Source organism: Mesorhizobium sophorae (assembly GCF_002270415.1).
GTDB classification, from domain to species: Bacteria; Pseudomonadota; Alphaproteobacteria; order Rhizobiales; family Rhizobiaceae; genus Mesorhizobium; species Mesorhizobium sophorae.
This window is the reverse complement of sequence record NZ_NNRI01000022.1, coordinates 1,072,406-1,098,814: the sequence shown is the minus strand read 5'-3', so window position 1 is coordinate 1,098,814 and position 26,409 is coordinate 1,072,406. Positions and strand designations below refer to the sequence as shown.

At 63.5% G+C, this 26,409-nt stretch carries 25 protein-coding genes; 6 read left to right on the top strand and 19 right to left on the bottom strand.

Features of this window, described 5'->3' with window-relative positions; all coding sequences use genetic code 11:
- Position 1: 1 nt before the first annotated feature.
- From CGZ66_RS41450 to CGZ66_RS36580, 4 genes are all read left to right on the top strand, one after another.
- Entirely contained in the window at positions 2-1,006 is a 1,005-nt protein-coding gene (locus CGZ66_RS41450) for a xanthine dehydrogenase family protein molybdopterin-binding subunit (RefSeq protein WP_095091440.1), read from the top strand.
- Positions 1,007-1,015: 9 nt separating this feature from the next.
- Complete coding sequence (locus CGZ66_RS36590) at positions 1,016-1,897, top strand: AAA family ATPase (protein ID WP_095091439.1); 882 nt, start codon at positions 1,016-1,018, stop codon at positions 1,895-1,897.
- 62 nt (positions 1,898-1,959) lie between these two features.
- Positions 1,960-3,036, top strand: coding sequence for a vWA domain-containing protein (locus CGZ66_RS36585; RefSeq protein ID WP_425352344.1), 1,077 nt, complete (start codon positions 1,960-1,962; stop codon positions 3,034-3,036).
- Positions 3,036-3,923: an amidohydrolase family protein gene (locus CGZ66_RS36580; protein WP_167392415.1), complete on the top strand. Its 888-nt coding sequence runs from the start codon at positions 3,036-3,038 to the stop codon at positions 3,921-3,923. The genes CGZ66_RS36585 and CGZ66_RS36580 overlap by 1 nt, the downstream gene beginning before the upstream one ends.
- 56 nt (positions 3,924-3,979) lie before the next feature.
- Here CGZ66_RS36580 and CGZ66_RS36575 read toward each other — a convergent pair whose 3' ends face one another.
- The 8 genes from CGZ66_RS36575 to CGZ66_RS36540 form a co-directional block, all read right to left on the bottom strand.
- The gene (locus CGZ66_RS36575; protein WP_167392379.1) at positions 3,980-4,510 is read right to left on the bottom strand and encodes a GNAT family N-acetyltransferase; all 531 of its coding nucleotides are present in this window, start codon (positions 4,508-4,510) and stop codon (positions 3,980-3,982) included.
- Between the two features lie 30 nt (positions 4,511-4,540).
- Positions 4,541-4,948, bottom strand: a complete 408-nt coding sequence (locus tag CGZ66_RS36570) for a carboxymuconolactone decarboxylase family protein (RefSeq protein ID WP_095091436.1) — start codon at positions 4,946-4,948, stop codon at positions 4,541-4,543.
- 153 nt (positions 4,949-5,101) lie between these two features.
- Entirely contained in the window at positions 5,102-6,598 is a 1,497-nt protein-coding gene (locus CGZ66_RS36565; RefSeq protein WP_095091435.1) for a sugar ABC transporter ATP-binding protein, read from the bottom strand.
- On the bottom strand, positions 6,598-7,653 hold the full coding sequence (locus tag CGZ66_RS36560; RefSeq protein WP_095091434.1) for an SMP-30/gluconolactonase/LRE family protein: 1,056 nt from the start codon (positions 7,651-7,653) through the stop codon (positions 6,598-6,600). Before CGZ66_RS36560 ends, CGZ66_RS36565 begins: the two co-directional genes overlap by 1 nt.
- The gene (locus tag CGZ66_RS36555; protein WP_095091433.1) at positions 7,650-9,773 is read right to left on the bottom strand and encodes an ABC transporter permease; all 2,124 of its coding nucleotides are present in this window, start codon (positions 9,771-9,773) and stop codon (positions 7,650-7,652) included. Before CGZ66_RS36555 ends, CGZ66_RS36560 begins: the two co-directional genes overlap by 4 nt.
- A gap of 85 nt (positions 9,774-9,858) precedes the next feature.
- Complete coding sequence (locus CGZ66_RS36550; protein WP_095091432.1) at positions 9,859-10,884, bottom strand: sugar ABC transporter substrate-binding protein; 1,026 nt, start codon at positions 10,882-10,884, stop codon at positions 9,859-9,861.
- 99 nt (positions 10,885-10,983) lie between these two features.
- Positions 10,984-11,970 carry an ABC transporter permease gene (locus CGZ66_RS36545; RefSeq protein ID WP_095091431.1) on the bottom strand — a complete coding sequence of 329 codons (987 nt, stop codon included), beginning with the start codon at positions 11,968-11,970 and terminating at the stop codon, positions 10,984-10,986.
- Positions 11,971-12,237: 267 nt separating this feature from the next.
- Positions 12,238-13,671 carry a DHA2 family efflux MFS transporter permease subunit gene (locus CGZ66_RS36540; protein WP_095091430.1) on the bottom strand — a complete coding sequence of 478 codons (1,434 nt, stop codon included), beginning with the start codon at positions 13,669-13,671 and terminating at the stop codon, positions 12,238-12,240.
- Between the two features lie 118 nt (positions 13,672-13,789).
- On the opposite strand from CGZ66_RS36540, the gene CGZ66_RS36535 reads away from it, so the two are divergent.
- Both CGZ66_RS36535 and CGZ66_RS36530 read left to right on the top strand, forming a co-directional pair.
- A complete protein-coding gene (locus CGZ66_RS36535) occupies positions 13,790-14,791 on the top strand; it encodes an ornithine cyclodeaminase family protein (protein WP_095091795.1) in 1,002 nt (333 codons plus the stop codon).
- On the top strand, positions 14,788-16,305 hold the full coding sequence (locus tag CGZ66_RS36530; protein WP_095091429.1) for an HAL/PAL/TAL family ammonia-lyase: 1,518 nt from the start codon (positions 14,788-14,790) through the stop codon (positions 16,303-16,305). The genes CGZ66_RS36535 and CGZ66_RS36530 overlap by 4 nt, the downstream gene beginning before the upstream one ends.
- On the opposite strand, the gene CGZ66_RS36525 is transcribed toward CGZ66_RS36530, so the two are convergent.
- The 11 genes from CGZ66_RS36525 to CGZ66_RS36475 all read right to left on the bottom strand — a co-directional run bounded on the left by CGZ66_RS36525 (position 16,270) and on the right by CGZ66_RS36475 (position 26,401).
- Positions 16,270-17,070, bottom strand: a complete 801-nt coding sequence (locus tag CGZ66_RS36525; RefSeq protein ID WP_095091428.1) for a 3-methyl-2-oxobutanoate hydroxymethyltransferase — start codon at positions 17,068-17,070, stop codon at positions 16,270-16,272. The genes CGZ66_RS36530 and CGZ66_RS36525 overlap by 36 nt on opposite strands.
- Before the next feature lie 34 nt (positions 17,071-17,104).
- Complete coding sequence (locus CGZ66_RS36520; protein WP_095091427.1) at positions 17,105-17,419, bottom strand: MocE family 2Fe-2S type ferredoxin; 315 nt, start codon at positions 17,417-17,419, stop codon at positions 17,105-17,107.
- Positions 17,420-17,430: 11 nt separating this feature from the next.
- Positions 17,431-18,522 carry a fatty acid desaturase family protein gene (locus CGZ66_RS36515; protein ID WP_095091426.1) on the bottom strand — a complete coding sequence of 364 codons (1,092 nt, stop codon included), beginning with the start codon at positions 18,520-18,522 and terminating at the stop codon, positions 17,431-17,433.
- A gap of 20 nt (positions 18,523-18,542) precedes the next feature.
- Complete coding sequence (locus CGZ66_RS36510; RefSeq protein WP_095091425.1) at positions 18,543-19,457, bottom strand: sugar phosphate isomerase/epimerase family protein; 915 nt, start codon at positions 19,455-19,457, stop codon at positions 18,543-18,545.
- Positions 19,458-19,514: 57 nt separating this feature from the next.
- Entirely contained in the window at positions 19,515-20,603 is a 1,089-nt protein-coding gene (locus CGZ66_RS36505; RefSeq protein WP_095091424.1) for a Gfo/Idh/MocA family protein, read from the bottom strand.
- A gap of 180 nt (positions 20,604-20,783) precedes the next feature.
- Positions 20,784-21,233 carry an aconitase X swivel domain-containing protein gene (locus CGZ66_RS36500; RefSeq protein WP_095091423.1) on the bottom strand — a complete coding sequence of 150 codons (450 nt, stop codon included), beginning with the start codon at positions 21,231-21,233 and terminating at the stop codon, positions 20,784-20,786.
- A complete protein-coding gene (locus CGZ66_RS36495; protein ID WP_095091422.1) occupies positions 21,230-22,480 on the bottom strand; it encodes an aconitase X in 1,251 nt (416 codons plus the stop codon). The genes CGZ66_RS36500 and CGZ66_RS36495 overlap by 4 nt, the downstream gene beginning before the upstream one ends.
- Positions 22,481-22,553: 73 nt before the next feature.
- The gene (locus CGZ66_RS36490; protein WP_095091421.1) at positions 22,554-23,621 is read right to left on the bottom strand and encodes an ABC transporter ATP-binding protein; all 1,068 of its coding nucleotides are present in this window, start codon (positions 23,619-23,621) and stop codon (positions 22,554-22,556) included.
- On the bottom strand, positions 23,621-24,409 hold the full coding sequence (locus tag CGZ66_RS36485) for an ABC transporter permease (RefSeq protein WP_095091420.1): 789 nt from the start codon (positions 24,407-24,409) through the stop codon (positions 23,621-23,623). The genes CGZ66_RS36490 and CGZ66_RS36485 overlap by 1 nt, the downstream gene beginning before the upstream one ends.
- The gene (locus tag CGZ66_RS36480; protein WP_095091419.1) at positions 24,409-25,272 is read right to left on the bottom strand and encodes an ABC transporter permease; all 864 of its coding nucleotides are present in this window, start codon (positions 25,270-25,272) and stop codon (positions 24,409-24,411) included. The genes CGZ66_RS36485 and CGZ66_RS36480 overlap by 1 nt, the downstream gene beginning before the upstream one ends.
- A gap of 67 nt (positions 25,273-25,339) precedes the next feature.
- The gene (locus tag CGZ66_RS36475) at positions 25,340-26,401 is read right to left on the bottom strand and encodes an extracellular solute-binding protein (protein WP_095091418.1); all 1,062 of its coding nucleotides are present in this window, start codon (positions 26,399-26,401) and stop codon (positions 25,340-25,342) included.
- Positions 26,402-26,409 lie beyond the last annotated feature (8 nt).

Here is a 26,409-nt window from a genome sequence, read left to right as displayed (position 1 = left end):
GATGGCGATCAGGCGCGGACGCGGCGTTGCCGCCATCAACTATCCAACCGGCATGAACCTTGGCGGCGACCCGACCCAGGCCCTGGTGCATTCGACGCCGACCGGCAATTTCATGGTCACGCTGTCATCAGTCGATCTCGGCCAGGGCATGAAACAGATCATGGCGCAGATCTGCGCCGAGACCATCGGCGTGCCGACCGACCGCGTCGTCGTCGACACCGCCGACACCGATACCGGCCCGCACTGCATGGGCACCTTCGCCTCGCGCGGCACCCACCGCGCCGGCAACGCCGTCATCCAGGCCGCCAAGGAAGCCCGCCAGGTGATGCTGGAAGTGGCCGCAGAGGAGCTGGAAGTGAACGCCTCCGACCTCGAGACCGATGGACAGGGCAACATCCTGGTCAAGGGCGCGCCGCAAAAATCGATCTCGATCTTCGACGTCGCACTGTCGGCTCATTTCAAGCGCGGCCGCTCGATCTCCGGCCGCGGCATGTTCCTGATCCCGCGCTCCTATCCCGAGAAAGAGACCGGCGCGATGAAGCCGTCGACCTGCTATGCACATGCCTGCACCGTGGCCGAGGTCGAGGTCGACGACGAGACCGGCGAGGTCACCGTGCTGACGGTGAAGAACGTTTTTGAGATCGGCCGTGCGCTGAACCCGAAAATGGTCGAGCAGCAGCTGGTCGGCGGCTCATGGATGGGCATCAGCCACGCGCTCTACGAGACGACCGAGCCCTACTATCCCAACCGCGACCATGGCGGCACCGACTTCAACCAATACCTGATGCCTGGCCCCGGCGATCTTGCCGAGACTGAGATCATTGTGCTGGAGCGACCGTCGGCCGACGGGCCTTATGGCGCCAAGGGGCCGGGCGAAATGTGCGCCAACCCGCAGATACCAGCGCTTGCCAATGCCGTCTTCGACGCCGTCGGCGTGCGCATCGACACGCTGCCGATCACGCCAGAGCGCATCCTGCGCGCGCTCAGGGCGCAAGCGGCGAACTGAGCGATCGAAATGCCCGAGGTGAATGCCGAGACATCAGCGACCTCGCCGGAGGCAGTGGCGCAGCAGCTGGCCGCCTCGCGCTATCTAGCCGATGACAGCCTGGCAACCGCCATCTTCCTGGCTATCCGGCTGGGCAAGCCGCTGCTGCTCGAAGGCGCGCCGGGCGTCGGCAAGACGGAAGCGGCCAAGGCGATCGCGCAACTGCTCGGCCGCGATCTCGTACGGCTGCAATGCTACGAAGGCATCGACGCCGCGCACGCGCTCTACGAATGGAACTACCAGCGCCAATTGCTCGCCATCCGCCATGCCGGCGAGCACGAGATCGACATCTATGACGACCGTTTCCTGATCGCCCGGCCGCTGCTGCAGGTGCTGAGGGCGCCGGAGCAGCGCGTGCTGCTGGTCGACGAGATCGACCGATCGGACCATGAATTCGAGGCGCTGCTTCTGGAATTCCTCTCCGATTTCCAGATCAGCATTCCCGAGCGCGGCACCATCCGCGCCACAGCTCAGCCGATCGTCATCCTGACCTCGAACCGCACCCGCGAACTCGCCGAGGCGCTGCGCCGCCGCTGCGTCTACCACTGGATCGGCTATCCCGACGCCGAGCGCGAGGCCGCCATCATCATGCTGCGCGCCGGCGATGTGGCGCAAGACACCGCACGCGCGGTGGCGGCAGCCGTGCAGAGCATCCGTGCCCGCCCGCTGGCCAAGCCGCCCGGAATTGCCGAGGCGGTCGAATGGGCCAACGCCGCGACCATTCTGGAAAAGGGCGGCAGCCCGTGGCCCGAAGCCTTCCGCCGATCGATCGGCGTGCTGATCAAGGACGAAGAAGACCTGATCTGCATCGCGCCGGAGCTTGGCCGGATTGTCGAGGAGGCCATGGCGTGAGCGCCGAGCGCCTACCAGCCCTGCCCCGCGCGGCCACGCCGTTCCTCGGCTTCGGTCGGCTGCTGCGCCGTTACGGCTTCGCTGTCGCGCAGGAGCAGGTGTCCGGCTTCATGCAGGCGGTGACATTGCTCGGGCCGCGTTCGATGGCCGACATCCGTGAAGCGGCCCTTGCCACGCTGGCGCCGCCGCCCGACCGCCGCGAGGAATTCGAGGCGCATTTCCAGAACCATTTCTACGGCAACGCATCCGCCGTGTTCGAAGGCGATGCCGACGAGGAAACCCGCATCAAGGACGATGGTGGCGCGAGCCTGGAAGAGATCGAGGTGATCAGCCAGCAGGAAGGCGGCGAGCTGTCCTCCGGCGCCGAACAACTGAGCACGCGCGATTTTCAGCGCGACGACGATAGGCTGGCCGCTTTCCGCCGCAAGCTCGCTTCCGCCCTGCCTGCCCGCCGCTCCTTCCGCACCGTGCGCACCCACTCGCGCGGCACGCTCGATTTGCGCCGGTCGCTCAGGGAAATCGTCAGCGCCGATGGCGACGTGCCCTCGCCGCTGCTGCGCCGCCGGCAGACTGTGCCGCGCAAGCTGCTGATCCTGATCGACGTCTCCGGCTCGATGAAGCTGCACACGTCAGACTATCTCAAGCTCGCCCATGCCGCAGTGCAAGGTGCTGACCGCGCCGAAATCTTCACCTTCGGCACGCGGCTCACCCGCATCACCGCCGCACTGCGCATTCGCGACCGCGACCAGGCACTGACGCGCGCCGCGGCACAGGTCGACGACTGGGACGGCGGCACCCGCATGGGGCCGACACTGCTCGCTTTCCTCTCGGTGCCACGCTTCTCCGCTTTCGCCCGCGGTGCAGCGATCGTCATCCTCTCCGATGCGCTGGAGCGCGGCGATCACGCCGCACTAGAGACAGCGATGCGTCGGCTGAGCGCGCGTGCCTTCCGATTGTCTCTTGCAACGCCGCTGGCCGGCGATCCGCGCTACCGGCCGGCAACGGCCGCACTGCGCGCCATCCTGCCGGTGCTCGACGATCTCATCGACGGCTCGTCGCTCAAGGGCCTCACCGATTTCATCCTGTCGCTCGCCCGCCCAGCCCCGGCGGCGGCGGCAATCTGGAAGAGGGTTTCGTGATGCAGAAAGCAATCGACGCGCATTTCCACATCTGGCGCCAGCAGGACCAGCCCTGGCTGGTCGGACCGATGGTGCCGCGCATCTTTGGCCCCTATGAGCCGATTCGCCGCGACTACCCGATCGAGGAATTCTTGGCCGACCAGAAGGGGTCGGGCGTCGAAAAAGCCGTCTATGTCCAGACCAACTGGGCCAAGGAGGATTTCGAGAAGGAGGTCGCCTTCCTGCAGAAGACCGCAGATGAGACCGGCTGGCCACACGCCATCGTCGGCTACACCGACATGACCGTGGACGATATCAGGCCCCAGATCGACCGGCTGAAGAAATATCCGCTGCTGCGCGGCGTGCGCATGCAATTGCACTGGCACGAGACGCCGGCCTTCCGCTTCGCCACTTCGGCCGACCAGGTCATCGATCCCAAGGTCCGCGCCAATGTCGCCCGGCTGAAGCATTACGGCCTGTCCTTCGACCTTCAGCTATTCCCTGCCCAGATGAAGGACGGGCTGTCGCTGGTCGGCGAGAACCCGGAGACCAATTTCATCCTTACCCATGCCGGCATGCTCACCGGCATGGAGCCCGAAATCACGGAAGCCTGGAAGGCAGGCCTGCGCACGCTGTCGGCAGCGCCAAACTTTTACGCCAAGCTGTCCGGCCTCGGCACCTTCGTCCATCGCAACGACCCAGCTCTGATCGCTTACATCGTCGACAATGCGATCGACATCCTGGGCGCGGACCATCTGATGTTCGGCTCGAACTTCCCGATCGAGAAACTGTGGACAAGCCACGCCGAGCTGATCAAGGCGCATCGCGCGGCGGTGGCCAAGCATGGCGCGAAAGCTGAGGCGGATATTTTCTGGAACACGGCCGAGAGAGTTTATCGGCCTGCATAGCACACGCCTTCCCTTCTCATTTCAAGAAGGTGGCCAAGCGCCTTTGATGGACCTGCTCACAACGGCCGGCCTAAAACCTGGACCATATCCCGTTTCGCCCCAATACTGACTGGCCCCGCCGTCCGCACCAGCTTGAAGCCCTGCCGCTGCCAAATGCGAAGAGCCTGCTCATTTTCTGTGATCACGCCGAGTTCCACCCACTTGACGTTCTGGGATTTCAGCCACCTGAAAAAGTCGTCGCACAGTGTACGCCCCAACCCTCTTCCGCGAAGTGCTTTGTCGATCATGAACAACGCGATCCACCAACACTCCACTCGCGGATAATTGCGGTCGCAGGCCAGTAAGCCTACAAATTCACCATCGATTGCCTTCACCCCGAATATGAACTTGTCGGCTTCCGTCCGGTTCGGTGGAAAGCTCTCAAATTCCTCCTTTGCAGTGGCAGCGTTGGGCGGCTCGCCTCGTTCCAGCACGACATAGTCAGAGCAGCCCTGATACAGCGGCACCAGTCGTGAAGCGTCAATCCCAATCAGGCCTTCAATCTCGTAGCCAGAGAGCGACGTTGGAAATCTGGTGCTTTTGTCCATGAAAATTCCAGCCATGGAAAGCAGCCGCCCTCACTTCACCTCGAACTGCGGATCGACCGGGATCTGCATCGCAGTGACCATATGGTTGGTCTGGCCGGCCAGCCCGATGATCGATACGAGTTCGCCGTGCTGCGCGTCGGTCATGCCTTTCGCCCGGGCGGCGGCGGTGTGCGAGTGGACGCAGTAGGAGCAGCCATTGGCGGTCGACACCGCGATATAGATCATCTCCTTGGTCAACGGATCGATGGCGCTCTCAGCGACCATCACCACCTTCAACTGTTCCCAGATCCGCTTCAGCGCTGATGGATCATTGGCCAGCCCGCGCCAGAAATTGTTGACGAAATCGGATTTGCGCGTCGCACGGATGTCGTCGAACACCGCCTTCACAGCCGGGATCTTCTCCACGTCGGCATCGGTCAGAAGTTTTGTGGTGGCCATGGCTGGTCCTTTCGTTTGGATCGTCGTGTGAATTAAATCAGGTCTTGAGCAATCGCAGCCAATCCATTGCCCGATTCACTTTTTAGCGACGGCGTGGCGATTCAGGTCAGGAAGCCCAAGAAGTCGCCATTTGCAGGCCGACCTGACCTGAATCTAGTGAACCGCCGCGTACATGATCTTTTCCTCGGTTGCCTCCGCCGGCGAAAACTCTTCGACGATGCGGCCTTGCCGGCAGACCAGGATGCGGTCCGACAGGTTCATGATCTCCGGCAGGTAGGAGGAAATCACGACGACAGCGAGGCCCTCATCGGCCAGCCGGTTGATGATCTGATGGATCTCGGCGATCGCGCCGACATCGACGCCGCGCGTCGGCTCGTCGAAGATGACGATGCGGGGCCGCTGCACTAGCCCCTTGCCGATCACCACCTTCTGCTGGTTGCCGCCGGATAGCTCGACGACGCGTGCATTGTCGTTGATCGCCTTGATGTTCAGCGTCTTCGTCCATTCGGCCGCAAGCTGCCGCATCTCCTGCTGGTCGATCACCCAGGCCTTTTCGCGGCCCGCCGCCAACAGCCCGCCGAACAGGTTCTCGGCAATGCCCATCGTCTCGAAGATGCCCTCGCTCTTGCGGTCCTCGGTGACATAGACGATGCCGTCGGCCACCGCCTCGCTCGGCACGAGATAGCGCACCGGCTTGTCGTCGAGTTCGATCGCCCCGCCACGCAGGAAATCGCGCTTGTAGATGCCGGAGACGATCTTGAAGGTCTCGGTGCGGCCAGACCCGATCAGCCCGAACACGCCGGTAATCTGTCCCTCGAAGATCGAGAAGGAATTGTTGCGCACGACATTGCTCATCGAAATGTCCTGCACCGACAGCACCTTCTTGCCGGCCTTGCGCAATTTTGCTTCGTCGCGCTGCCTGTAGATCTGCGCGGACAGTGTTCGCCCGACCATGGCGGCGACGATCCGGTCGCGGTCGAAGGCGGATGTGTCGTCGGTGATGACCAACTCGCCGTCGCGCAAGATGGTGATGCGGTCGGCGATATCAAGCGCTTCTTCAAGCGCGTGGCTGATGAAGACGATCGACACGCCGCTCGCCTTCAGCCGCCGGATCAGCGCGAAGAAATGCCGCTTCTCCTCTGGCGTCAGCGTCGCCGTCGGCTCGTCGAAGATGATGACCTCGGCATTGTGGTGGACGGCACGAGCAATCTCGACCATCTGCCGCTTGGCGGCACCCAGCGTCGCCACCATCGCGTTCGGGTCGACGGGAAAGTTGAGGGACTGCAGGAACTGCTGCGCCGAAATGTAGCTGCCGCGTAGCCGGTTGAGGAATTTCTCGGTGCCGAGATAGAGGTTCTGCGCCACCGTCATCGACGGCACCAGACTGGTTTCCTGGAACACCATGGCAATGCCGGCTTCGAGCGCCGCATGCGGCGAGGCGTAGGCGATTTCGGCGCCCTTATGGAACATCCTGCCGGAGGTGGCGTCGACCACCCCGGCAACGATCTTGGTCAGCGTCGACTTACCCGCGCCGTTCTCGCCGAGCAGCGCGTGGATCTCGCCCTTGCGCAGGTCGAAGTTGACGTTTTTCACCGCGGGCACGCCGCGATAAGTCTTGGTGACATTTTCCAGGCGGACAATCGGTTCCATCAAAGCCCTCCCGACGCGAGGTCGACGGACAACACGCAGTCGCCGCCCCTGGAGGCGATGAACAGAAGGCCGGCCCTCTCGGCGACGCTGCAAATGCCGTGGCGCGTGCCGTTGGCGCGGCTGTGCAGGCTGAATTGCGGCTGCAGCTTCTGGTCGAGCCTTACCACCAGCCCGTAGGAGCGGCTTGGCGACCAAGGCTTGTGGATGCCCATGGTGCGGATGCCACCGCATTGCAGCGGTTCAAGGAAGCTGCGGCTGGAAGCCAGGGCAGGCGCGATCCAGTAGGCCGGCGGCACCTGTTCGACCATGTCCTGCCGGTAGTGCGTTTCCTGCAGCACGAATTCGATCAGCCGGTTGCGCGGCGCAAACAAGGTCAGCCACGCACCGCCATCGGCGGTCGGCGACAGCCGTGCGGGATAGCCGGGCAGATGCGCCAGAACCGTCGAGCGGTTGCCGGTCGCGCCGTCGAAGCGGACGAGCTGGTGGCGCCAACTTTCGCTGACCAGCACATCCCGCCCCATGGGATGGAGCCCATAAGGAAAGGCGATCTCGTCGGCCACCTTGCGGAATTCTGCGCCCGCCGCGGCCCGCTTCCACAGCGAACCGGACGTGCCCTTCTTCATCAGGTCGGCGGCCCATTGCGACGGCGCGTGTTCAGCCGAACCATTGGCCAGCCACAGCGTGCCATCATCTGCATAGGCAAGCGCGGTGATGCAGCGTATCCCGGCCGGCAGCGAAACCTCCTTGCCGGCAATCAACAGCCTACCGCTCTCCAACCCGATCGTCAGTTCGCCCGATGGCGACAGCGCCAACGCCGTAACCGGAGATGGAAAGGTCTCGACCACGGTTGGCACGGCTCCGGCGGCGATCGCGTGGACAGCATTGCCGCTGGAGGCCAACAGCCTGTCGCTGGAAATCAGCAGATTATCCGGCTCGGTCAGTTCGGCGACCGCCGGCGCGTCGTCCAGCCGCGTGTTGGGACGGAAGGCGCCGTCGAGCGGCGGAATGGTCACTGCCTTGCCGCGAAACAGGTCAAGCACAGGATCGAGGATCACGACTTCGCCCCCCAGTAGGAAGCGGGGCTGGTCCAGTTCGGGTCGGCGCCTGATATCTTGTAGCGGCCGATGCGGTTGTTCAGGATGCCGCCGACGAAAAGATAGCCCTTGTGCTCGCGCATCGAGGTGACCATCGGGTGTGCGCCGCCGGTCAGGTCGCCCATCGCCTCGACGATGCCGCCGGTTTGGTTGAACTTGACCACGCCGCCGGTGTTGATGTTGGGGAACAGCCATTCATCCTGCGGCAGCCGGCGCGTCATGCGCTTGCGCATGTCGGGATGGCGCAGCGACAGGTCGAAGCTCGGCGTGCGCATGCCAAGCCATGCCATCCAGTAATTGCCGTCGGAGGCGCGGTTGATGTTGTCGGGGTAGCCCGGCATGTCGCGGATGACGCATTCGGCCGTACCGGCCTTCGGCCCTTCCAGCCAGTAGCGATGCACGCGACAAGCCCAGCTTTCGGCGAAAAACAGCGACTTGCCGTCATGCGCCATGCACACACCGTTGGTGTAGCGGTAACCGTCGAGCAGTGCCTTGGTCGAGCCATCCTTCGGGTCGTAGACCAGCAAGCGGCCGGTGGCGCGGTTTTCGATCGAATCCAGAGCCCAGTCATGGGCGTCGTAGCGCTTGGTCGAGTCGGTGAAATAGATACGGCCGTCGGGTGCCACGTCGCAGTCATTGGGATCGCGCAGCCGCGCATCGTCGACGATCGAGGTCCACGAGCGCGAGGTCTCGGCCGACAGGCGTTTGACCTCGCGCGTCGGCGACACGGAATAGAGCCCCATGGCGCCGACGCAGCTGATCAGGTTGCCTGATTTGTCGAAGGCCAGGCCGAGCGGAAAGCCGCCAATATGGGCAAACACTTCCGACCTGACATAGTCCGGCGCGAAGAAGCGGACGATCTCGCCATGGCGGGTGCCGCAATAGAGATTGTCGTCGCGGTCGAGGATGACATCCTCCGGCCCCTCCAGTTCGCCGAGCCCGATATGGTCAGCTTTCGACAATCGATTATCGAGTTCGTATGGCGTGCCCGAACCGGGCGCCGCCGACTGGGTCGCGCCCATCTTGAGATAGACCGGCGCGACATAGACCTCGTTCAGCACCTTGTGGCGGTTCTTCAGCCAGCGGATGTCGATGGTCACCGCCACCGCCAGCATGATGCCGAGCACCATCTGGTTGGTTCCGGTGCCATAGCCCAGCCGGATCAGCCCGTTGGTCATGGTCAAGACGATGATGGCGCCCATCAGCCCCTTGATCACCGAGCCGCGCCCACCGCCCAAGCTGACGCCGCCGACCACCGCCGCCGTCAGCGCCATGATCTCGAGATTGAGGCCGGTGCCCGGCCCTGCCCCGCTCAGGCGGCAAGCGATAAGGAAGCCACCGATCGAGGCGCAGAAACCTGAGAAGACATAGGTCATGAACACGGTGCGGCGCACCCGAATGCCGGCATTGTGCGCCGAGCGCCTGGAGCCGCCGACCGCCAGCACATGCCAGCCCGGTCGCGAACGGGTCAGCGCAATATGGGTGACGATCGCGAGGATGATCGCCAGCCAGACCGAGACCGACAGGCCCCAGAAGGTGCTGTCGCCGATGAAGTCGAGCACATCCGAGGTGGCGGTCGAGAGCTGCACATCAGCGGCATAGGTGGTGACCAGTATGTCGAACAGCGCCCGCCCGAAGATGAAGGTGACCAGCGTGGTGAGGAAGGCGCGCAGGCGGAGATAGCCGACGAGATAGCCATTGATGGCGCCGAAGACGAGGCCGGTAGCAAGCGAAGTGGCCAGCGCCAGCCAGATTGACTGTTCGAGGATGAAGAAGACATAGACGGCCGAGAAGCACGACAGCGCGAAGATCGAGCCGACCGACAGGTCGATGCCGCCGCCCAGCATCACCACCGTCATGCCGGTGACGACCATCGAGAACTCGCCGAGCTGGCGGGTTGATTCCTGTAGCGAGGTCAGCTTGAAGAAGCCCGGAATGATCGAGCCGAAGGTCGCCAATGTCACCACCAGCGCCAGGAACGGAATGGCGTTGTCGGTCCAGCGCTTGGTCAGGATCTCGCCGACAAGATGGTCGGGCACGAGATTGTAGCGCCAGGACTGGAGGCGTTCGCGGAAGGACATCAGGTCACTGCAAATCTGGGCTGCAAGAGAAGGAGGTGGCCGGGCAATCCGGCCACCTCGTTGATTGGTGTTGGCAAGGATCGGTCTATTTCGCCGCCGCTTCGGCCTGCAGCGCCTTCAGGTCCCAGCAGCTGTCGGGCTTGAGGTCGGCCTTGGTCGTCGCCTTCTCGAGCGTGTAGATGTAGGTGTGCGAGGTACCGGCCGGCTGGCCGCTCTGCAGCAGGAACTTGATAATAGCGTTCATGTCGCCCGACTGGCGGGCAAGCTCGGTCATCACCACGGCGCCATAGGTGCCGTCCTGGAGTTTGTCGCAGTCTGCCGCCTTTTCACCGCCGCCTGTAGTGACCAGGAACACCTTGCCCTCGAGCTTGGCGTCTCGGATCGCGGCCGACGCGCCGGTGGCGTCACCGTCCCAGAAGTCGATGATCGAGCAAATGTCCGGGTTCTGCTGCAGCATCGTTGTCGTCACGTTGCGCGAGGTCGTCGCATCCCAGTTGGAGTCGGGCTTGGCCACCACCTTGAAGTCGGGATGCTTGTCCAGAACCTTCATGATACCGGCATACTGATAAAGGCTTGAGGAGTTCGCCTGATCGCCCTGCACCAGGCCGATCTTCTTCGACGAGTTTTCGCCACAGCCCTTGATCGCCGCTTCGGCCTCGAGCTGGCCTAGACGGTCCCAGTCGCTGCCGACAAAGGCGTCGGCCGGGAAGTTGGCCGGATTATCGACCAGAAGCACATAGGTGCCGGCCGCCTGCGCCTTCTTCATCAGCTTGGAATAGGAGTTCAGGTCCGGTGCATGAATGATCAGCACGTCCGGCCTGGTGTCCGACGAGATGGCGTCGGTGATTGCCTGCGCGCCGGCATCGACAACCCAGTTCGGGTCGCGCGTCTCGAACACGCCGCCCCAGGCCTCGACTTCGGTCTTCAGATAATGCGCCCAGCCCTGCGCCAGGTCGAAACCCATCGCCAGCGGCACCAGCATGACGCGCTTGCCCTTCAGCGACTGCGCATAGGCGGCAGGGCCCGGATCGTCGGCGGCAAAGGTGGGCGCTACGAAGGCGGCAACGGCAAGCGCCGTGGCGGCGGCCAAGAGTGTTCTGATCAGTTTCATGTCACATCCTCTGTTTTGGTCATTGTGGTTCACCGACGGCCCAACCGTCCGCGTTTGGTCAAGTCCTCTGGTTCGAGCATGATCTCTTCGGGATCATGCTTAGATATCGCCCTGCTGCGCGGTCTGTTCGTCACGTGGGTTGATGACGCCGTCGACGATGATCGCCCCCAGCAGGATCGCCGCCTTGATCAGGTTCTGATAGAGCAGCGGAATGTCGATGATGGTCATGGCGTTGAGCAGGATGCCGATCAGCGCCGCCCCGACCAGCACGTTACGCACCCCGCCCCGCCCGCCGGACAGGCCGATGCCGCCGATCACCGCCACCAGCACGATGTCGTAGAGCAGCGTCGAGTTGACGACGCGGGTGTTGATCGAATGCAGGCTGGCCGCCGTCAGCAGGCCGGCAATCAGCGCGACGAAGGCCGACAGCACATAGCGCAGCACCAACATCGGCCGCACCGGAATGCCGATGTTGCGCGCCGCGACCGGATTGTCGCCGGCGAAATAGATGTAGCGGCCCCATTTGGTGTAGCGTAGGAACAGGAAGAACAAGAAGGCGAGGCCCGCGAAGACGAACACCTCGATGGGAATATCGAGGAAGCGCAGGCCGCCGAGCAGCTCGACCCAATGGCCCTGCGGCACCGGCACGGCATCCTGCGTGATCAGTTGCGAGCGGACGTAGCCGAAGACGAAGGAACCAGTCGCCAGCGTCACGAAGATCGCCGGCACATCGGCATAGGCGACGAGGAAGCCGTTTAGCAGGCCGATCGCGAGCACGCCGGCCAGCACATAGGCGAAGGCCAGCCCGTCCGGCGTTCCTGAATTCAGGAGCTGCAGATACCAGGCGACAGACATTGCCATGATCGCCACGGCCGAGAGGTCGATGCCTCGGCCGATGATGACGACAGCCATGCCGAGCGCCAGTATGCCGAGCACCGACACCGAGCGGACGATGGCCAAGAGATTGTTTGGGTCGATGAAGCCCGGCAGGCCGATGGCAGCGGCAACAAACAGCACCACGGCAATGGCAAAGACAATGCCTTCCTGATTCAGGCTCCTGAAATTCGGCCAGCCGATCGCGTTCATGTCCCGCTTACGCCCCAATGGCAGCGCTGCCATCCCACGGAAAGCTAATCGGCTTAGCGCCGGTTCGTCAAATGAATCCGCGTTCAGAAGCCCGGTCGGCGGCGATATTCATCGAGTGGACGCATCGATTGCCAAAACTGGCGCAATGCCCGGAAAAGCCTGGATTTTTAGCAATTGGTTGCGCCAATGCGATCGCGTGCGAAAGCACCGACCAAGGCGAAAGGGCAAGGCGGAATTTATCTCCGCGTCAGGTGGAAAAATTCGATTTCAGTCCCCCCGTGCGTGGCCGGAAACCTCGGCACTCGCACCTGGTGGCAGCGCGAGGAAACGCAACGCCGCCACCAGCCCGATGGCGCCGATCGCCAGAAAGGCGATTCGAAAATCGACGAGGTCGAGCGCCGGCCGGTCCCTGGCGATCTGCGACAGGTTGAGGATCGCCGCCGCCACCGCGACGCCGAACAGCATCGCCACTTGCTGCAGCATGCTGGACAGTGTCGCGGCCGAACTGCGTTGCGCCGCGTCGATATCGGCGAAGGCCAGCGTGTTGAGTGCGGTGAACTGCATCGAGCGCGACAGGCCGGCGATCAGCATCAGTAGGATCACCAGCGCTTGCGGCGTCTGCGGTGAGATCGCCGCGCACGCCATGATCGACGCCGAGGCGATCAGGCCGTTGACGACGAGCACAGATCGAAAGCCGAAGCGCCGCAGCGTCGGCGTCGTCACCGTCTTCATGCCGAGATTGCCGAGGAAATAGGCCAGGATCATCATGCCGGCATCGACGGGGCTGAGACCGAAGCCGACCTGGAACAGAAGCGGCAACAGGAACGGCGTGGCGTTGATCGCCACCCGGAAATTGGTGCCGGCGGCAAGCGTCGAGATGGCGAAGGTCAGCACCTTGAACGATGAGAGGTTGAGCAGCGGATGCGGTGCGCGCCTGAGATGGCGCACCGCCAGCCAGCCGATGGCGACGCCGAAGGCGATGAGCGCCACCGTCGGCAAGACACCGTCTTCTGGATGCGCGATGCGTTCGAGCCCGTACAGAAGGCAAGCAAGTCCCGCCGATGTCAGGAAAAAACCCGGCCAGTCTAGCGGTTTTGGGTTGGCATCGCGGTCGCCGGGAATGAAGCGGGCGACCAGCGCCAGCCCGATCACGCCGAGCGGGATGTTGATGAAGAAGTTCCAGTGCCAGGACAGATAGGTGGTGATGAAGCCGCCCAGCACCGGCCCGACCACCGGCGCGAACAGTGCCGGCCAGGTGATCAGCGCGGTGGCGTTGAGCAGCTCGGACTTCGATGCATTGCGCAGGACGAGAATGCGGCCGACCGGCGTCATCAGTGCGCTTCCCAGCCCTTGCACGACACGTGCGGCGACGAACTGGGTCAGGTTTTGCGAGAAGCCGCAGGCGAGCGAGGCCAATGTGAAAAGGATGATTGCCAGCAGGAAGATATTGCGCGCACCGAACCGGTCGGCGAGCCAGCCCGACAGCGGCACGAACACTGCCATGGTCAGCATGTAGACGGTGATGCCGATGCTCATCGCCACCGCCGGCACGCCGAAGGAAGCGCCCATCTGCGGCAGCGATGTCGAGATGATCGTCGAATCAAGCAACTGCATGAAGAAGGCGATGGCGACAATCAGCGCCACGCGCCGCGCATTGGTGGCCGTTTCGGGTAAGGCTTCAGTGTCGGGAATGGCAGTCATGACGGAACCGGTTTGAACAGCAATTAGCCGGCCGCGTCCATAGACGGCGTAACAAACTTTCGTGTCGCGTCACGGCCTGTTATGGATGAGAGGCGACCGGGGAAAGTGCACGCAGCAGATGAAACCCATCTATATCGACTATCTCAATGCCCTCGATATCGACGCCCTTGCCATGTCCGATGGTGAAATCATTGCAGCCGTCGAGGCCGGCCTGGTGGCGCAAGGCAATGGCCAGACGGTGATCGAGCCGCGCGTCCATCTCGAGCCGGACCCGTCCTTCCACGGTCATTTCAATGTCCTGCGCGGCTACGTCGCGCCTCTCGACACCGCCGGCGTCAAGATCGTCGGCGACTATGTCGACAACTACCTGCACGGCCTGCCCTCCGAATTCGGCATCCTCAATCTGTTCGATCCGCGCACCGGCACGCCGCGCGCCATCCTCGACGCCACCGTCATCACCGACATGCGCACCGGTGCCGTCACCGCCATCGGCGCCAAGCATCTGGCGCGCAAGGGCTCAAAAGTGCTGGCCCATATCGGCGCGCGCGGCACCGCCTACTGGAACGTGCGCCTGCTCGATCATCTCTTCGACTTCGACGAAATCCGCGTCCATTCGCGCCGCCCGGAAAGCCGCGACGGTTTCGCCGCAAAACTCTCCGCCGATCTCGGCAAGCGTGCCACCGCTGTGGCCGACTGGAAGAGCTGTGTCGAAGGCGCCGACATCGTGGTCGAGGCCTCGCGGCTGCCGGAACCGCAGCCCTTGTTGAAGACCGAATGGATCAAGCCCGGCGCGCTGGTCGTGCCCTACGGCACCATGAGCGCCGTGGAGCTGTCGCTGACCGACATCATGCAGAAGATGGTCGTCGACGATTGGGGCCAGTGTAAGGGCGGCAAGTTCGGCTCGCTGCGCGCCCATGTCGAGACCGGGCGGCTGAGCGAAAAGACGCTGCATGCCGAGCTTGGCCAGATCGCCGCCGGTCTCAAGGCCGGGCGAGAGAATGACAGCGAGACGATCCTGTTCTGGCACCGCGGCCTGTCGCTGTCCGACATTGCGTTGGGCAAGGCGATGCTGGCCAAGGCGCAGGCGCAAGGCATCGGCCAGCGGCTGCGCTTCGCATGAGTGCGCTCGTCCTCACCGGAGCCGGCGTGGGCACTGCGGATGTCGCCGCTGTGGCCCGCGAAGCGCGCAAGGTGGAGGTCCGATCCGATGTCCTCGGCAGGCTGCAGAAGGCGCGAACAGTGCTCGACCAGGCCGCCGCCTCCGGCCAGCAGATCTATGGCCTCAACACCGGGCTCGGCGCCAATCTCGGCACGACGGTCGAGGGCGACGCCAGCGCCTTCCAGCGCCAGCTGCTGGAAGGACGCAGCGGCGCGGTCGGCGAAGCGCTGCCGGTCGAGACCGTGCGGGCAACTATGTTTGCCCGCGCGGCGATGCTTTCAACGGGAGGCTCCGGACTTTCGCCCACCGTGTTTGTCGCTTTGGTCGACGCGCTCAATGCCGGCGTCCACCCGGTGATGCCGTCGCTCGGCTCGATCGGCGCCGGCGATCTGGTGCTGATGACGGCGCTTGCCCGCCTGCTGACCGGTGAAGGAGACGCCGACTATCAGGGCCGGCGCATGCCGGCGGCCAAGGCGTTGATGATGGCCCGCCTCGTCCCCATCAGCCTGGCGCCCAAGGACGGGCTGTCGCTGATTAACGCTTCGGCTGTTTCAGCGGGCAGCGGTGCGCTCGTGGTGACGGATGCGCTGTCCGCCCTTGCCCAGCAGCACCAGGCTGGCGCGCTGACCATGGAAGGTATCGGCGCCAATCGCACCATCCTCGACCCGCGCCTGCATATGGCGCGGCCGGCGGCCGGCCAGCAGGAAGCGGCCAAGGCCTTGCAACATCTGCTCGCCCGCGACGAGGCACCGACGCCGACCACCTTGCAAGATCCCCTGTCGATCCGCTGCATGCCCTCGATCCATGGCGCGCTGATCGAGGCGATCGGCCAGGCGAGACATGCCGTCGAGATCGAACTCAATGCCGCCGCCGACAACCCGCTGGTGCTCAGCGACGACGGGCTGGTGCTGTCGACCGGCAATTTCCACACTGCCTCGCTGTCGCTCGCCTTCGAAACGCTCGGCCTGGCGATCGCCCAGTGTGCCGCCGCGAGCGCTGCCCGCTTCATCCAGCTTACTGGCTCCGGCCGTAACGGCCTGCCGAAATATCTGTCGCCGGTCGGCGGCGCCTCGGCCGGCTTCGTGCCGCTGCAGAAGACGGCGACATCGATCCTGGCCGCCATCCGCCACAGAGCCAATCCGGTGATGCTGGATTTCTTGGCCGTCTCGGAAGGCGTCGAGGACCATGCCACGCAGACACCGCTGGCTGTCGCGAAATGCGCTGGGATGGTCGCGCTGTGGCGGCGGCTGATCGCCTTCGAATTGATGGCGGCGGCACAGGCGGTCGACATGCGCGACGGGCTCACCCTGGCGCCACGCACCGCCGCAATTCACACGGCGATACGCGCGCTGGTCCCTAGCCTGAAGGAGGATCGGCCACTCGGCATCGACGCCGAAGCGCTCTTCGCCGCGCTCGCCAACGGACCCTGGCAGGTGACCTTACGCCCGGCCGACCTTGTCGAGGAACAGCCGTAGTTCATCGGGATCCATGTGCACGACATGCCTGTCCTCGGGATAGGCCAGGCTGTTGACGTCGGCGACATATTCGGAGAACGCCGCGATCCGCTCAGCCTGCAAACGATCATATTCGGCGGCGAAATTGCGATAGACCTTGGAGTGGCGAGGCATGTGCCCACGGTTCTGGCCGAGAATGTCGTCGGCGAACAGATATTGCGCGTCACAGCCGGTGCCCGCCCCCATCGACAGCATGATCAGCGACGTCCGCTCCGAGATTGCCTTCGCCACCTCGACCGGCACCACTTCGATCTCCGCGCCGATGGCGCCGGCGGCCTCCAGTTGCTTCACCGCTGCGAAGACCGCCATGGCGGTGTCGGCTGTCTTGCCAACAGCCTTGAAGCCGCCCGTCCAGGTGGCGCGCGATGGAATGAGGCCAACATGGCCGATGACCGGGATGGCATCGTCGGCCATCCGCTTGATCGTGGCGTAGCCGGCGCTGCAATAGACCGCGTCGGCGCCGGCCTTGTAGAGCCGGAAGGCCCAGCGCAGGAAATCGTCCGCCGTGCCGATCTCGAAGAAATTCTCCCCCGGCATGGTGAACAGGCTGGGCGCCGCATCGCGGTATTGCGGGTTGAGCACCAGTTCGGGCGGCACCGAGACGATGTCGACCCCTGCCCGCTCGGCGGCCTCGGCCTCGTCCATCGTCAGTACGCGCAGCATCGTCAGCTGGCGCTTGCCCTTCATGGCGCGCAGGTCCGCCACCGTCGGTCTTTTTCGGCTCATCGAAAGAATTCCCTCTGTTACGTGCTGCGGCAGGTCAGCCGATCTGGATCATCACTTTGCCAGCCTCGACCTTCACCGGATAGGTCGCGAGATTGACGCACACCGGTGCGCCCTTGGCGGCACCAGTCTTGTAGTTGAAGCGGCCATTGTGCTTGGGACATTCGATGATGTCGTCCATCACCAGCCCGTCAGCCAGATGCGCCTTCTCATGCGTGCAGTAGCCGTCGGTGGCGAAGAATTCGTCATCCGGGCTGCGATAGATGGCGAAGGTGCGACCGCCATGGTCGAAGCGGATGACGTCTTCTTCCTCGACATCATCGACGCCGCACGCTTCAACCCAGCCGGCCATCTGGTTCTCCCCTATTCCGCTGCCGCCGGGACGGTCAGCGCATGGAATTCGTCGCGGTACGGCCGTGCCGTCGGCGGCAATTCGCGCTCGAGGAAATAGTCCTCGTACTGGAGCTGTTTGATCAGTACCGGCCAGACCTCGCGATAAGCATGCCACATCGAAGGGTTCGGTTCCGGCAGATCATGCTTGATCAACTCATGCAGCTTCGGCAGCGCATGATAGGGCACCATCGGAAACACGTGATGTTCGACGTGGTAGTTCATGTTCCAATAGATGAAACGGCTGATCGGGTTCATGTAGACGGTGCGCGTGTTCAGCCGATGATCGGTGACATTGTCGGCCAGCCCGATATGCTGAAGCAGGCCGGTCAGCACCATGTGCCAGCTGCCGTAGAGGCGCGGCAGGCCGATTAGCACCAGCGGCAGGAACGACCAGAGGCAGAGCGCCAGCGCGATCGCAGCGAGATAGATAGCGATCTGCCAGCGCGCGGCGATGACCGCCTTGTGCTGCTCCATCTCCGGCACGAAGCTTTTCTCGTCCGGCGAGAGTTTGCCGAACGCATTGCGCACCAGCGTCGGCAGCGAATAGCGGAAATCGAGGACGCCCGTGAAGGCAAGTGCGGCGCGCAACAGATCCGGCGGACGCATCACCGCGATCTCGGCGTCGCGGCCAACGATGATCGTGTCGGTGTGATGTCGGGCATGGCTCCAGCGCCAGGTCACCGGATTGCGCATCAGCATGAAGCTGGCGATCTGGTAGACGACGTCGTTCATCCAGCGGGTGCGGAAGGCTGTGCCGTGGCCGCATTCGTGCCAGCGCGAGTCGCTGGAGGAGCCGTAGAGCACACCGTAGACGCAGAAGAACGGCACGCACCACCATGAACTCCAAAACCAGATGCCGCCGGCAGCCGAGCCCAATATGGCGGCGATCCAGATGAGGGTGTCGCGGATCGCCGGCATATCGGAGCGTTGCATCAGCTCCTTCATAGTCTTGCGCGGCACGTCTGTGTGATACCACTCGGCGGAGGCCAGCCCGGTCTCGATCGCGATCCGCGTGCTTTCACCGACCAGGCTGTAGTCGCGCTTTGTCTTGACCGTCGCCATCGTCGCCTCCCGTGCGGTCCTCAAAGGCCGTTGGCGCGGAATTTTCCATCGAGGAATGTCTTGGCGCGTGGCACGTCGTCCTCGGTCAGATGCTCGATGATGACCGGGATGTTCGGGTGCTTTTCGCTGAGCCGCTTGAGATAAAGATCATAATTGAGCGAACCGAGGCCGGGCGCCGGCAATTCGATCTCGCCGACGCCGCGAAAGGTGAGGCCTTCCGAAGCATTGTCATCGCCAATGTCGGCGTGCTTCTCCGACTTGTCGCTGCCGGAGCGCTTGACGTCCTTGGCATGCGCGATCCTGATCTTGTCGGTCAGCGTGTCGAACACCTGGTTCAGCACCTGGTCCATGCGGTCGATGTTGTGCGCCTCGAAATAATTGGTCGGATCCATCAGCAGGCCAAGACCAGGATGGTCGACATGCGCGAACATCTTGACCGTTTCCTCGACTGAGCCGACGACATTGTTGACATAAGTTTCGAGCAGGAAGACCGCGCCATGGTCATAGGCCGTCTGGGCAAGGTCGGAGATCACCTTACGGCATTCCTCGAATCCTTCCTCAGTCTTGTTCCTGGGGTGGTGCACCCAATCGGATTCGGTGTTGTAGGTGCCTGTTTCCGAGATCACGTAAGGCGAGCCGAATTCGCGCGCGTTGCGGATGATCTCCTTGAGATAGCCGACGCGCTTGTCGCGCTCGACCTTGTCCGGGTGGATGATGTTGGTGTAGCCGGAAATGCAGCAGACCGGCAGATTGTGGTCGCGGAACGTATCCCGCACAGTCCTCGCCTTATCCTTGCTGATCTGCCCAGCCGAGAGGTCGATATCCCTGAAATGCAGATCGAGTTGTACCGTGTTGAAATCGAGCGCGCGAATGCGCCTGGCCACCTCTTCGAGGCCATAGGGAAAATAGCCGGTGAAGATACCCGCCTGCATCATGATGTGAACTCCTCCCGGTAAGCGATTCAGTCGCCACGCTATTCGGCGGCCAGATGTTCAGTCGATCGATATCTCGGACAGCTTGACCGTGCGGCCTTGTGCCATGGAGCGGTAGCCGGCTTCGACCAGCGCCATGGTCTTGACGTTATCGGCGACAGACAGCGCCGGTGGCGTGCCCGTCTTCACCGCATGCTGAAGCTGTTCCATCACGCCGATGAATGCGTGCGGGAACCACATCGTGTCCCATCTGGGACTGACCCATTCGCCGCCTGTCGTCTCGGCCGAGGCATAGGTCAGGGTCGAAGCCACGCCCGTCGGCCAGCCGATGGTGCCCTTGGCGACTCCCCTGGTGCCGTCGACGCGCCAGTTGATGTGCTGGTCGTCCTTGTAGCCCTCCTGGCGCGGGCCGGACCAGACGTCTTCCAGCGACACGGCGAGCACGCCCGACGGGAAGCGCAACGTCGATACGGTGATGCCGTCGGAATGGTCGAATTTCGTGCGCGGATCCTTGCGCGTCAGCGTCGTGATCTCTTGCGGATCGCCGAACAGGAAACGCAGCACGTCGAGATGATGCACGCTCATATTGGCGAGCGTCAGCCGATCATAGTCGGCAAGAAAAGTCTGCCAGTGCGGGATCGCATGCATGTCGATCTGCGCGAAGACGATGTCGCCCAGCGCGCCACTATCGATGATTTGTTTCAGAACACGCATCGACTGGTCGTAGCGCATGTTCTGGTTGACCGAGAGTATCTTGCCGGACCCGGCCGCTTCGTCGCGCAGCCTGACCGCTTCTTCGACCGACAGCGCCAATGGCTTCTGCGCCAGGATCGCCTTGATGTGCTTCTGCTTCAGCGCATGGCGGATCAGCGCCGGTTGCTGGTCGGGCGGAAAGGCAAGATCGACGATCTCGACCCGGTCGTCCTCGATCAGCTGTTCCGGCGTCTCATGAACGGTTGGGATGCCCCAGCGCCCGGCCACTTTTTCGGCGCTGGCTTTCGTACGCGAAGCGATCGCGACCACCGGGAAGCCGGCCTTTGCATAGGCGGCGAGATGGCATTCGGCCATGATCATGCCGGCACCGACGCAGCCGATCCGGTATTCCCTGGTGCGAATCTTCACATCCGGCTCGAAATCCGTGCCTGCCATCCATTCCTCCCGTGGAGGACAGGATATAACGCGATGGCCTGCGCCTCGGCCAAGGCCGACACCATCATTTCCCATCATGGGGTGTGACGACCGACGATTCAGACCAGGAATGACGAAGGCCGCGCTGATAAGCGCGCGCCGTCTGTTCGAAGTGGCGACGCGAGGCAGCACTCCAGCCACTCAGTCTGGGCGTCTCCCGATGCTGACGATCGACCGGCCATCCACGCCGAGACTGATCGCGATCCGGTCGCCGGAGGCGACACCGGCAATGTCGCACACCACCACCGGCATGCGAATGGCGTAGAGGAATTCGGCGACGATGGCGCCCACCGCCAGGATCGGGTCCGGCCGCTCCAGAAGGATGCCGGAAGGTGCCGTGCCCTTGCGGATCGCCTCGGCCAGAACCGAGGATGAGGAGGACGAGCCACGCCCGCTCGGCATCACCAGGATCTTGCCGGCGATATTCTGGCCGAGACCGGGATGCGAATGGTCAATGATGTCGCCAGTCTCGGCGTCGACGCCGCCCCAGAAGCTGAGCGGCTGCGAAAAAGCCAGCGCCTGGCCCTCGGCCTCACCGGCCAGTTGGAAGGTCCCGAACCGCTCGACCCCGGTGTCAGTCGACCAAATCATGACGCACTCCGCACAACATGCCCGATCGCAGCCGAGCGGATGCAATCCCTCATGTCGGCGAAGGCGACGGACACGCCGATATTGCCCGGCGCGTAATGCGCCCATTTGCCGGAATTGGTCATCACCACGCCGTCCAGGCGCTCGAGGATCGAGGTGACATAGGTGCAGGTGTCGGCGACCGGGATCAAGCCGAACCCCTCCATGCCAGCCAGCGCGCCCTCCTCCTGCAATCGCGTCAGCGTCGCGCGACCGGTGTTGACATAGATCGGGATACGCCTGGCCGGCGCGATCTCGCGCACCATCGGCAACAGACGCATCCATTCGTCATGGGAAAAGTGCGGCGTGCCCAGCGACACGGCCGCCAGTGGCGCACCATCAGGCACGGTCGATAGCCTGGCCAGCGCTTGATCGATGTCGGCGCGGCTGATGCGGATCGAAGCCTCTGGCGCATGGCCTTGGAACGCCTCATCGAGCGTCTTCGCTTCTGGCGTGATGCCGACCGCATGGAACAGCGCCACCGCGCCGGCGGTTGCCGCCGCAGCACCCAGCGCCTTCAGTTGGTCCTCGTCACGCGGTTGTGGCAGGCCGGCGATCACCGGAATCCGATCGCCGCTTGCCTGCCCGATGAACAGCCCGACGCCGACGAACAGGCTGTCGCTCGGCTCCGGCTCAGGAACGGCCAGGTCGAACAGGATGCGGCCGCGCCGGTTCTCGCTCAGATGCAGGCCCCAGGCCGGTGCACGCGCGGTCATGGCGCAGCAAAGGTCGATGAAATCGCCATAACGGTTGGTGCGCGCGCCGATAACCGAATTGGCAAAGACGATGGCATTGGATTCACCCCAGGCGATCTGCTCGCCGAAGCCCGGCCGGAACCGCGTCTGGTAGGGTGCGCAGGTGAACGTCGCCTGGCAGCCGAGTTCGAGATGCGCCTTCATCAGACGCCGCGCCGGCGCTTCCTCCGCCGCCGGCATCTTCACCATGCCGGGATGGATGAGATCGAACGAACCAACATTGAGCGTCGTCGGCACCCGGACACGGCCACCGCCCTCGACCAGCCGTTCGACGAAATCGAGCCCGGCCTTGCCGTGGTAAAGGCAGCCATCGATATGGGCGCCGGCAATATCGAGCAGGCTGCCAGCTCCAACTGCATTGGAAAACGCGACCAGGATTTTCATTGCAGCGGCTGCCGACGGACCCTGCTCGCCGTCGAGCATGGATCGGTCCTCGGCCGTCAATTCCAGCGTCATCAATGTGCTCCGGGCTCGTGCCCGGTTATGCTGTCCCTGATTACGAACAGTCTGGCAAGACCCGTTGCAGATCTCAACTCGCAGCGATCAGCACCGTGCTCTCCGGCGACCAGCGCAGCACCACGTCCTGGCCCTCCGACAGCCGCTCGATGCCGGTGTTCTGCACGATGACCTTCAGCGTCTGGCCGGCACGGTCGACGAAGTACGTGCTGTTGTTGCCGGCGAAGATGCGCTTGGAAACCTGGCCCTTGAGCACGTTCGTGTCGGTGGCATTGGAAACCCCGGCATCGGTGGCAATGCGGATGCGTTCAGGCCGCACGGCGCAACTCGCCTTGGCGCCGGCGGCAAGCGTCGCGCCCGCGCCCGCAGCGATCGCCGTGCCGTCCGCCAGGCGGATGCCGTTGCCGGTGCTGTCGCCACGAAAGATGTTTGCGTCGCCGAGGAAAGTGGCGGCGAACTCGCTCTTTGGCCGGTCGTAGATCTCTTCCGGCGGCCCTTCCTGTACCAGCCTGCCGTCGCGCAAGATGCCGATGCGGTCGCTCATCGTCAGCGCCTCTTCCTGGTCGTGGGTGACGAAGATGGTGGTGATGCCGATCTCGCGCTGGATGCGCTTCAGTTCGATCTGCATGTCGACGCGCAGCGCCTTGTCGAGCGCGCCAAGCGGCTCATCGAGCAGCAGCACGCGCGGCTTGGTGACGATGGCCCGTGCCAATGCCACCCGCTGGCGCTGACCGCCCGACAGCTGGTGCGGGCGCCGGCCGCCGAGCTTGCCGAGTTGCACGAGATCGAGCGCGGCCTGCACCTCGGCGGCAATCACCGCCTTGGCCTCGCCGCGCACCGACAGGCCGAAGGCGACATTGTCGGCAACGCTCATGTTGGGAAACAGCGCATAGTTCTGGAACACCATGCCGATGCGCCGCTTCTCGACCGGCACCCGCTCGACGCTCTCGCCGCCGATGGCAATGCGGCCGGAATCGGGAAAGTCGAACCCGGCGATCTGGCGCAGCAGCGTGGTCTTGCCACTGCCCGACGGCCCAAGCAGCGCATAGAAGCCGCCATCGGCGAAATCGATGGAGACATCGTCCAGCGCCTTGTGCGCGCCGAAGCTGCGCGAGACGTTCGATACCTGCACGCCGGCCATTATTTCTCTCCGCCGAATTTGAAGAAGCGCGCCGTGAGCAGCATCAGTGCCATCGACACGACAATGATGATTGTCGAGACCGCGTTGATCTCGGGCGTGAAGCCCTTGCGGATCGCGGCGTAGATTTCGACCGGCAGCGTCGTCTGCCCCGGCGTCGCCAGGAAATAGGACACCACGAACTGGTCGAACGAGACGGCGAAGGCGAACAGCCCGCCGGCAATGACGCCGGGCATGATCCACGGCAGCGTGACACGCCACGTCACTTGCCACTGGTTGGCGCCGAGCGAGCGCGCCGCCTCTTCCAGTTCCGGCGCGAAGGTCTGCAGCCGGGCCGAAACGACGACGATGACATAGGGCAGCGCCAGCGCCACATGGCCAAGCAGGATGGCATGCAGGCCGCGGCCGATGCCGACGCCGAAGAAGAAGATCAGCATCGCCGTGCCGGTGATCAGCCAAGGAATGGCGATCGGCGGGAAAAGCAGCGCCTGCAGGAATTTCTTGCCGCGAAATTCATAACGATAGAGCGCCAGCGACGCCGCCGAGCCAAGCACCGTGCAGACGATGGTGGTGATGACTGCGATCTCGACGCTGTTCCAGGTGGCGGCGATCAGCTGATCGTTCTGCCACAGCGATGCGTACCACTCCGTCGTCCATTCGAACGGCAATTGGTAGAAGGGCGAGACGTTGAACGACATCAGCGCCATGATGATGATCGGCAAATAGAGAAAGGCCAGCAGCAGCCAGATGTAAAGGCGGCCGAGCCATTCGAGGACGCGGGTTGTCGCCATCACGCGGCCCTCTTGAGTACTGGCGAGGCAGCCGCCAGGATCACCAGCACGACGGCCAGCAGGATGAAGGAGAGCGCCGCACCCAGCGGCCAGTTGAACACGGCGACGAACTGGTCCTCGATGACCGTGCCGTAGAAGGTGCCTGTGCGGCCGCCGAGGATGCGTGGCTCCATGAACGAGCCGACAACCGGCACGAAGATGAGCGCCGCGCCCGCCACCAATCCGGGCATCGACAGCGGAATGATCACGCGCTTCAGCACCTGTAGCCGCGAGGCGCCGAGCGAGCGCCCGGCCTCGATCAGCGAGTCGTCGATCGCCTGCAGGGTCAGGTAGCAGGTCAACACCATGTAGGGCACATAGGAATGCACCAGCCCGATGATCACGGCCGGATAGGAATACATCAGGTCGATATTGATCTTGAACGGCAGCACGGCGTTGAGCGCCGTGTCGAGGATGCCGCCTTCGCGCAGAACCATCGCCCAGGAGAAGATGCGCACCAGGCCATTCGACCAGAACGGCAGGATGACGAGCAGGAAGATCGCCTCGCGGCTGCGGCCCTTCAGCACCTTGGCCAGCACGTAAGCCGCGGGATAGCCGATGACGATGCACCACAGCGTCACTTCAAGGCCGAGCCGCAGCGAGGCGAGCAGCAGTGTCAGATAGAGGCTTTGCGAGAAGAAGGCGGCATAGTTGCCGAGCGTGAACGCCCACGGCTTCCCCGACAGCGGCAGCTCGGTCATGAACGAGAAGAAGACCATGGCCGAGAGCGGCAGGAAGATCGCCACCGTCAGCCAGAGATAGGCCGGCGCCAGCAGCGGCAATGCCGATCTCAGCCCGCTTCGCGACGCTGTCGCAGCTGCCATGATACCCTCCTCCCCAGGATTGAAAGAACCAGCCGGCGCGAACCGCCGGCTGGCCCGGATGTCGGCCTTATTTCACGTCGACCTTGAGCTGCTGCCACAGCGCCAGATAGGCTTCGCGCTGCGCGTCGGTAATCGGCGCCTGGAACTGGATGCGCTTGGCCACTTCGGGGTCCCCCATCACCTTGCGGTTGAAGGCATCCTCGGGCAGCGCTTCCACCGCCTTCGTGTTGGCCGAGACCGGAGCGCCGACCTTGGTGACCCATTCGACATAGAATTTCGGGTCGATCATGTAGTTGATGAAGGCCTCGGCGCCGGCGACGTTCTTGGCGCCGACCGGAATGGAAAAGGCATCGAGCCAGGCGACGGCGCCTTCCTGCGGCACGACCAGCGAGACCGGGAGCTTGAAATGCGTCTTGGCGCGGTCGGCAGAACCGCTCCAGTAGGTGCCGATGTCGATCTGGTTGGAGGCGACCATCTGGTTCCAGTCGTTCTCCGAGCTCCAGAAGGTCTTGATCTGCGGCATCAGCGAGGTGAGCTTGGTCTTGACCGCATCCATATCCTTGATGTCGTTTATGTTCTGACCGGTGGCGATAGCGCCGAACTGCACCGCCTCGACGGCGTCGTCACGAATGACGACGCGGCCCTTGTGGGCGGCATCCCACATCTCGGCGATACTAGTCGGCGGCTTGTCGAAGGATTTCTCGTTGATGGCGAGCGCTGTCAGTCCCCACACCCATGGCACGCCATAGACCTTGCCGTCATGGACAAGCATTGGCGATCCTGCCTTGTCCTTGCTGATGTCGGCGTAGTTCGGCAACTTGGAGGTATCGATCGGCTGGATCAGCTTTCCGTCCATCGCCTGGTCGTTGAAGGCAGCGTTGATCATGACGACATCGTAGAGGCCGGGATTGGTCCGGATCTTGGTCAGCATTTCCTGTTCGGAATTGAAGAAGTCGTTGATGACCTTGTTGCCGGTGGCCTTTTCGAACGCCTCGACGGCCCACGGCTCGTCGGTGCCGTAGCCCTTCCAGTTGAGCACATGCACTTCGTCGGCCTTGGCGGCAAACGCGAGTGCGGAGGTAAATACGGCGGTCGCCGTCAAAAGGGCAGTCAAGTCAGGCATGCGCATGGTTGGTT

Coding starts and splice junctions, on each gene's coding strand:
- CGZ66_RS36500 (WP_095091423.1), bottom strand. CDS start 21,233: ATGATTTGGTCGACTGACACCGGGGTCGAGCGGTTCGGGACCTTCCAA.
- CGZ66_RS36505 (WP_095091424.1), bottom strand. CDS start 20,603: ATGGCAGGCACGGATTTCGAGCCGGATGTGAAGATTCGCACCAGGGAA.
- CGZ66_RS36520 (WP_095091427.1), bottom strand. CDS start 17,419: ATGGCCGGCTGGGTTGAAGCGTGCGGCGTCGATGATGTCGAGGAAGAA.
- CGZ66_RS36570 (WP_095091436.1), bottom strand. CDS start 4,948: ATGGCCACCACAAAACTTCTGACCGATGCCGACGTGGAGAAGATCCCG.
- CGZ66_RS36565 (WP_095091435.1), bottom strand. CDS start 6,598: ATGGAACCGATTGTCCGCCTGGAAAATGTCACCAAGACTTATCGCGGC.
- CGZ66_RS36575 (WP_167392379.1), bottom strand. CDS start 4,510: ATGGACAAAAGCACCAGATTTCCAACGTCGCTCTCTGGCTACGAGATT.
- CGZ66_RS36490 (WP_095091421.1), bottom strand. CDS start 23,621: ATGGCCGGCGTGCAGGTATCGAACGTCTCGCGCAGCTTCGGCGCGCAC.
- CGZ66_RS36510 (WP_095091425.1), bottom strand. CDS start 19,457: ATGATGCAGGCGGGTATCTTCACCGGCTATTTTCCCTATGGCCTCGAA.
- CGZ66_RS41450 (WP_095091440.1), top strand. CDS start 2: ATGGCGATCAGGCGCGGACGCGGCGTTGCCGCCATCAACTATCCAACC.
- CGZ66_RS36550 (WP_095091432.1), bottom strand. CDS start 10,884: ATGAAACTGATCAGAACACTCTTGGCCGCCGCCACGGCGCTTGCCGTT.
- CGZ66_RS36485 (WP_095091420.1), bottom strand. CDS start 24,409: ATGGCGACAACCCGCGTCCTCGAATGGCTCGGCCGCCTTTACATCTGG.
- CGZ66_RS36545 (WP_095091431.1), bottom strand. CDS start 11,970: ATGAACGCGATCGGCTGGCCGAATTTCAGGAGCCTGAATCAGGAAGGC.
- CGZ66_RS36535 (WP_095091795.1), top strand. CDS start 13,790: ATGAAACCCATCTATATCGACTATCTCAATGCCCTCGATATCGACGCC.
- CGZ66_RS36525 (WP_095091428.1), bottom strand. CDS start 17,070: ATGAGCCGAAAAAGACCGACGGTGGCGGACCTGCGCGCCATGAAGGGC.
- CGZ66_RS36495 (WP_095091422.1), bottom strand. CDS start 22,480: ATGACGCTGGAATTGACGGCCGAGGACCGATCCATGCTCGACGGCGAG.
- CGZ66_RS36530 (WP_095091429.1), top strand. CDS start 14,788: ATGAGTGCGCTCGTCCTCACCGGAGCCGGCGTGGGCACTGCGGATGTC.
- CGZ66_RS36475 (WP_095091418.1), bottom strand. CDS start 26,401: ATGCGCATGCCTGACTTGACTGCCCTTTTGACGGCGACCGCCGTATTT.
- CGZ66_RS36580 (WP_167392415.1), top strand. CDS start 3,036: ATGCAGAAAGCAATCGACGCGCATTTCCACATCTGGCGCCAGCAGGAC.
- CGZ66_RS36515 (WP_095091426.1), bottom strand. CDS start 18,522: ATGGCGACGGTCAAGACAAAGCGCGACTACAGCCTGGTCGGTGAAAGC.
- CGZ66_RS36480 (WP_095091419.1), bottom strand. CDS start 25,272: ATGGCAGCTGCGACAGCGTCGCGAAGCGGGCTGAGATCGGCATTGCCG.
- CGZ66_RS36590 (WP_095091439.1), top strand. CDS start 1,016: ATGCCCGAGGTGAATGCCGAGACATCAGCGACCTCGCCGGAGGCAGTG.
- CGZ66_RS36540 (WP_095091430.1), bottom strand. CDS start 13,671: ATGACTGCCATTCCCGACACTGAAGCCTTACCCGAAACGGCCACCAAT.
- CGZ66_RS36555 (WP_095091433.1), bottom strand. CDS start 9,773: ATGTCCTTCCGCGAACGCCTCCAGTCCTGGCGCTACAATCTCGTGCCC.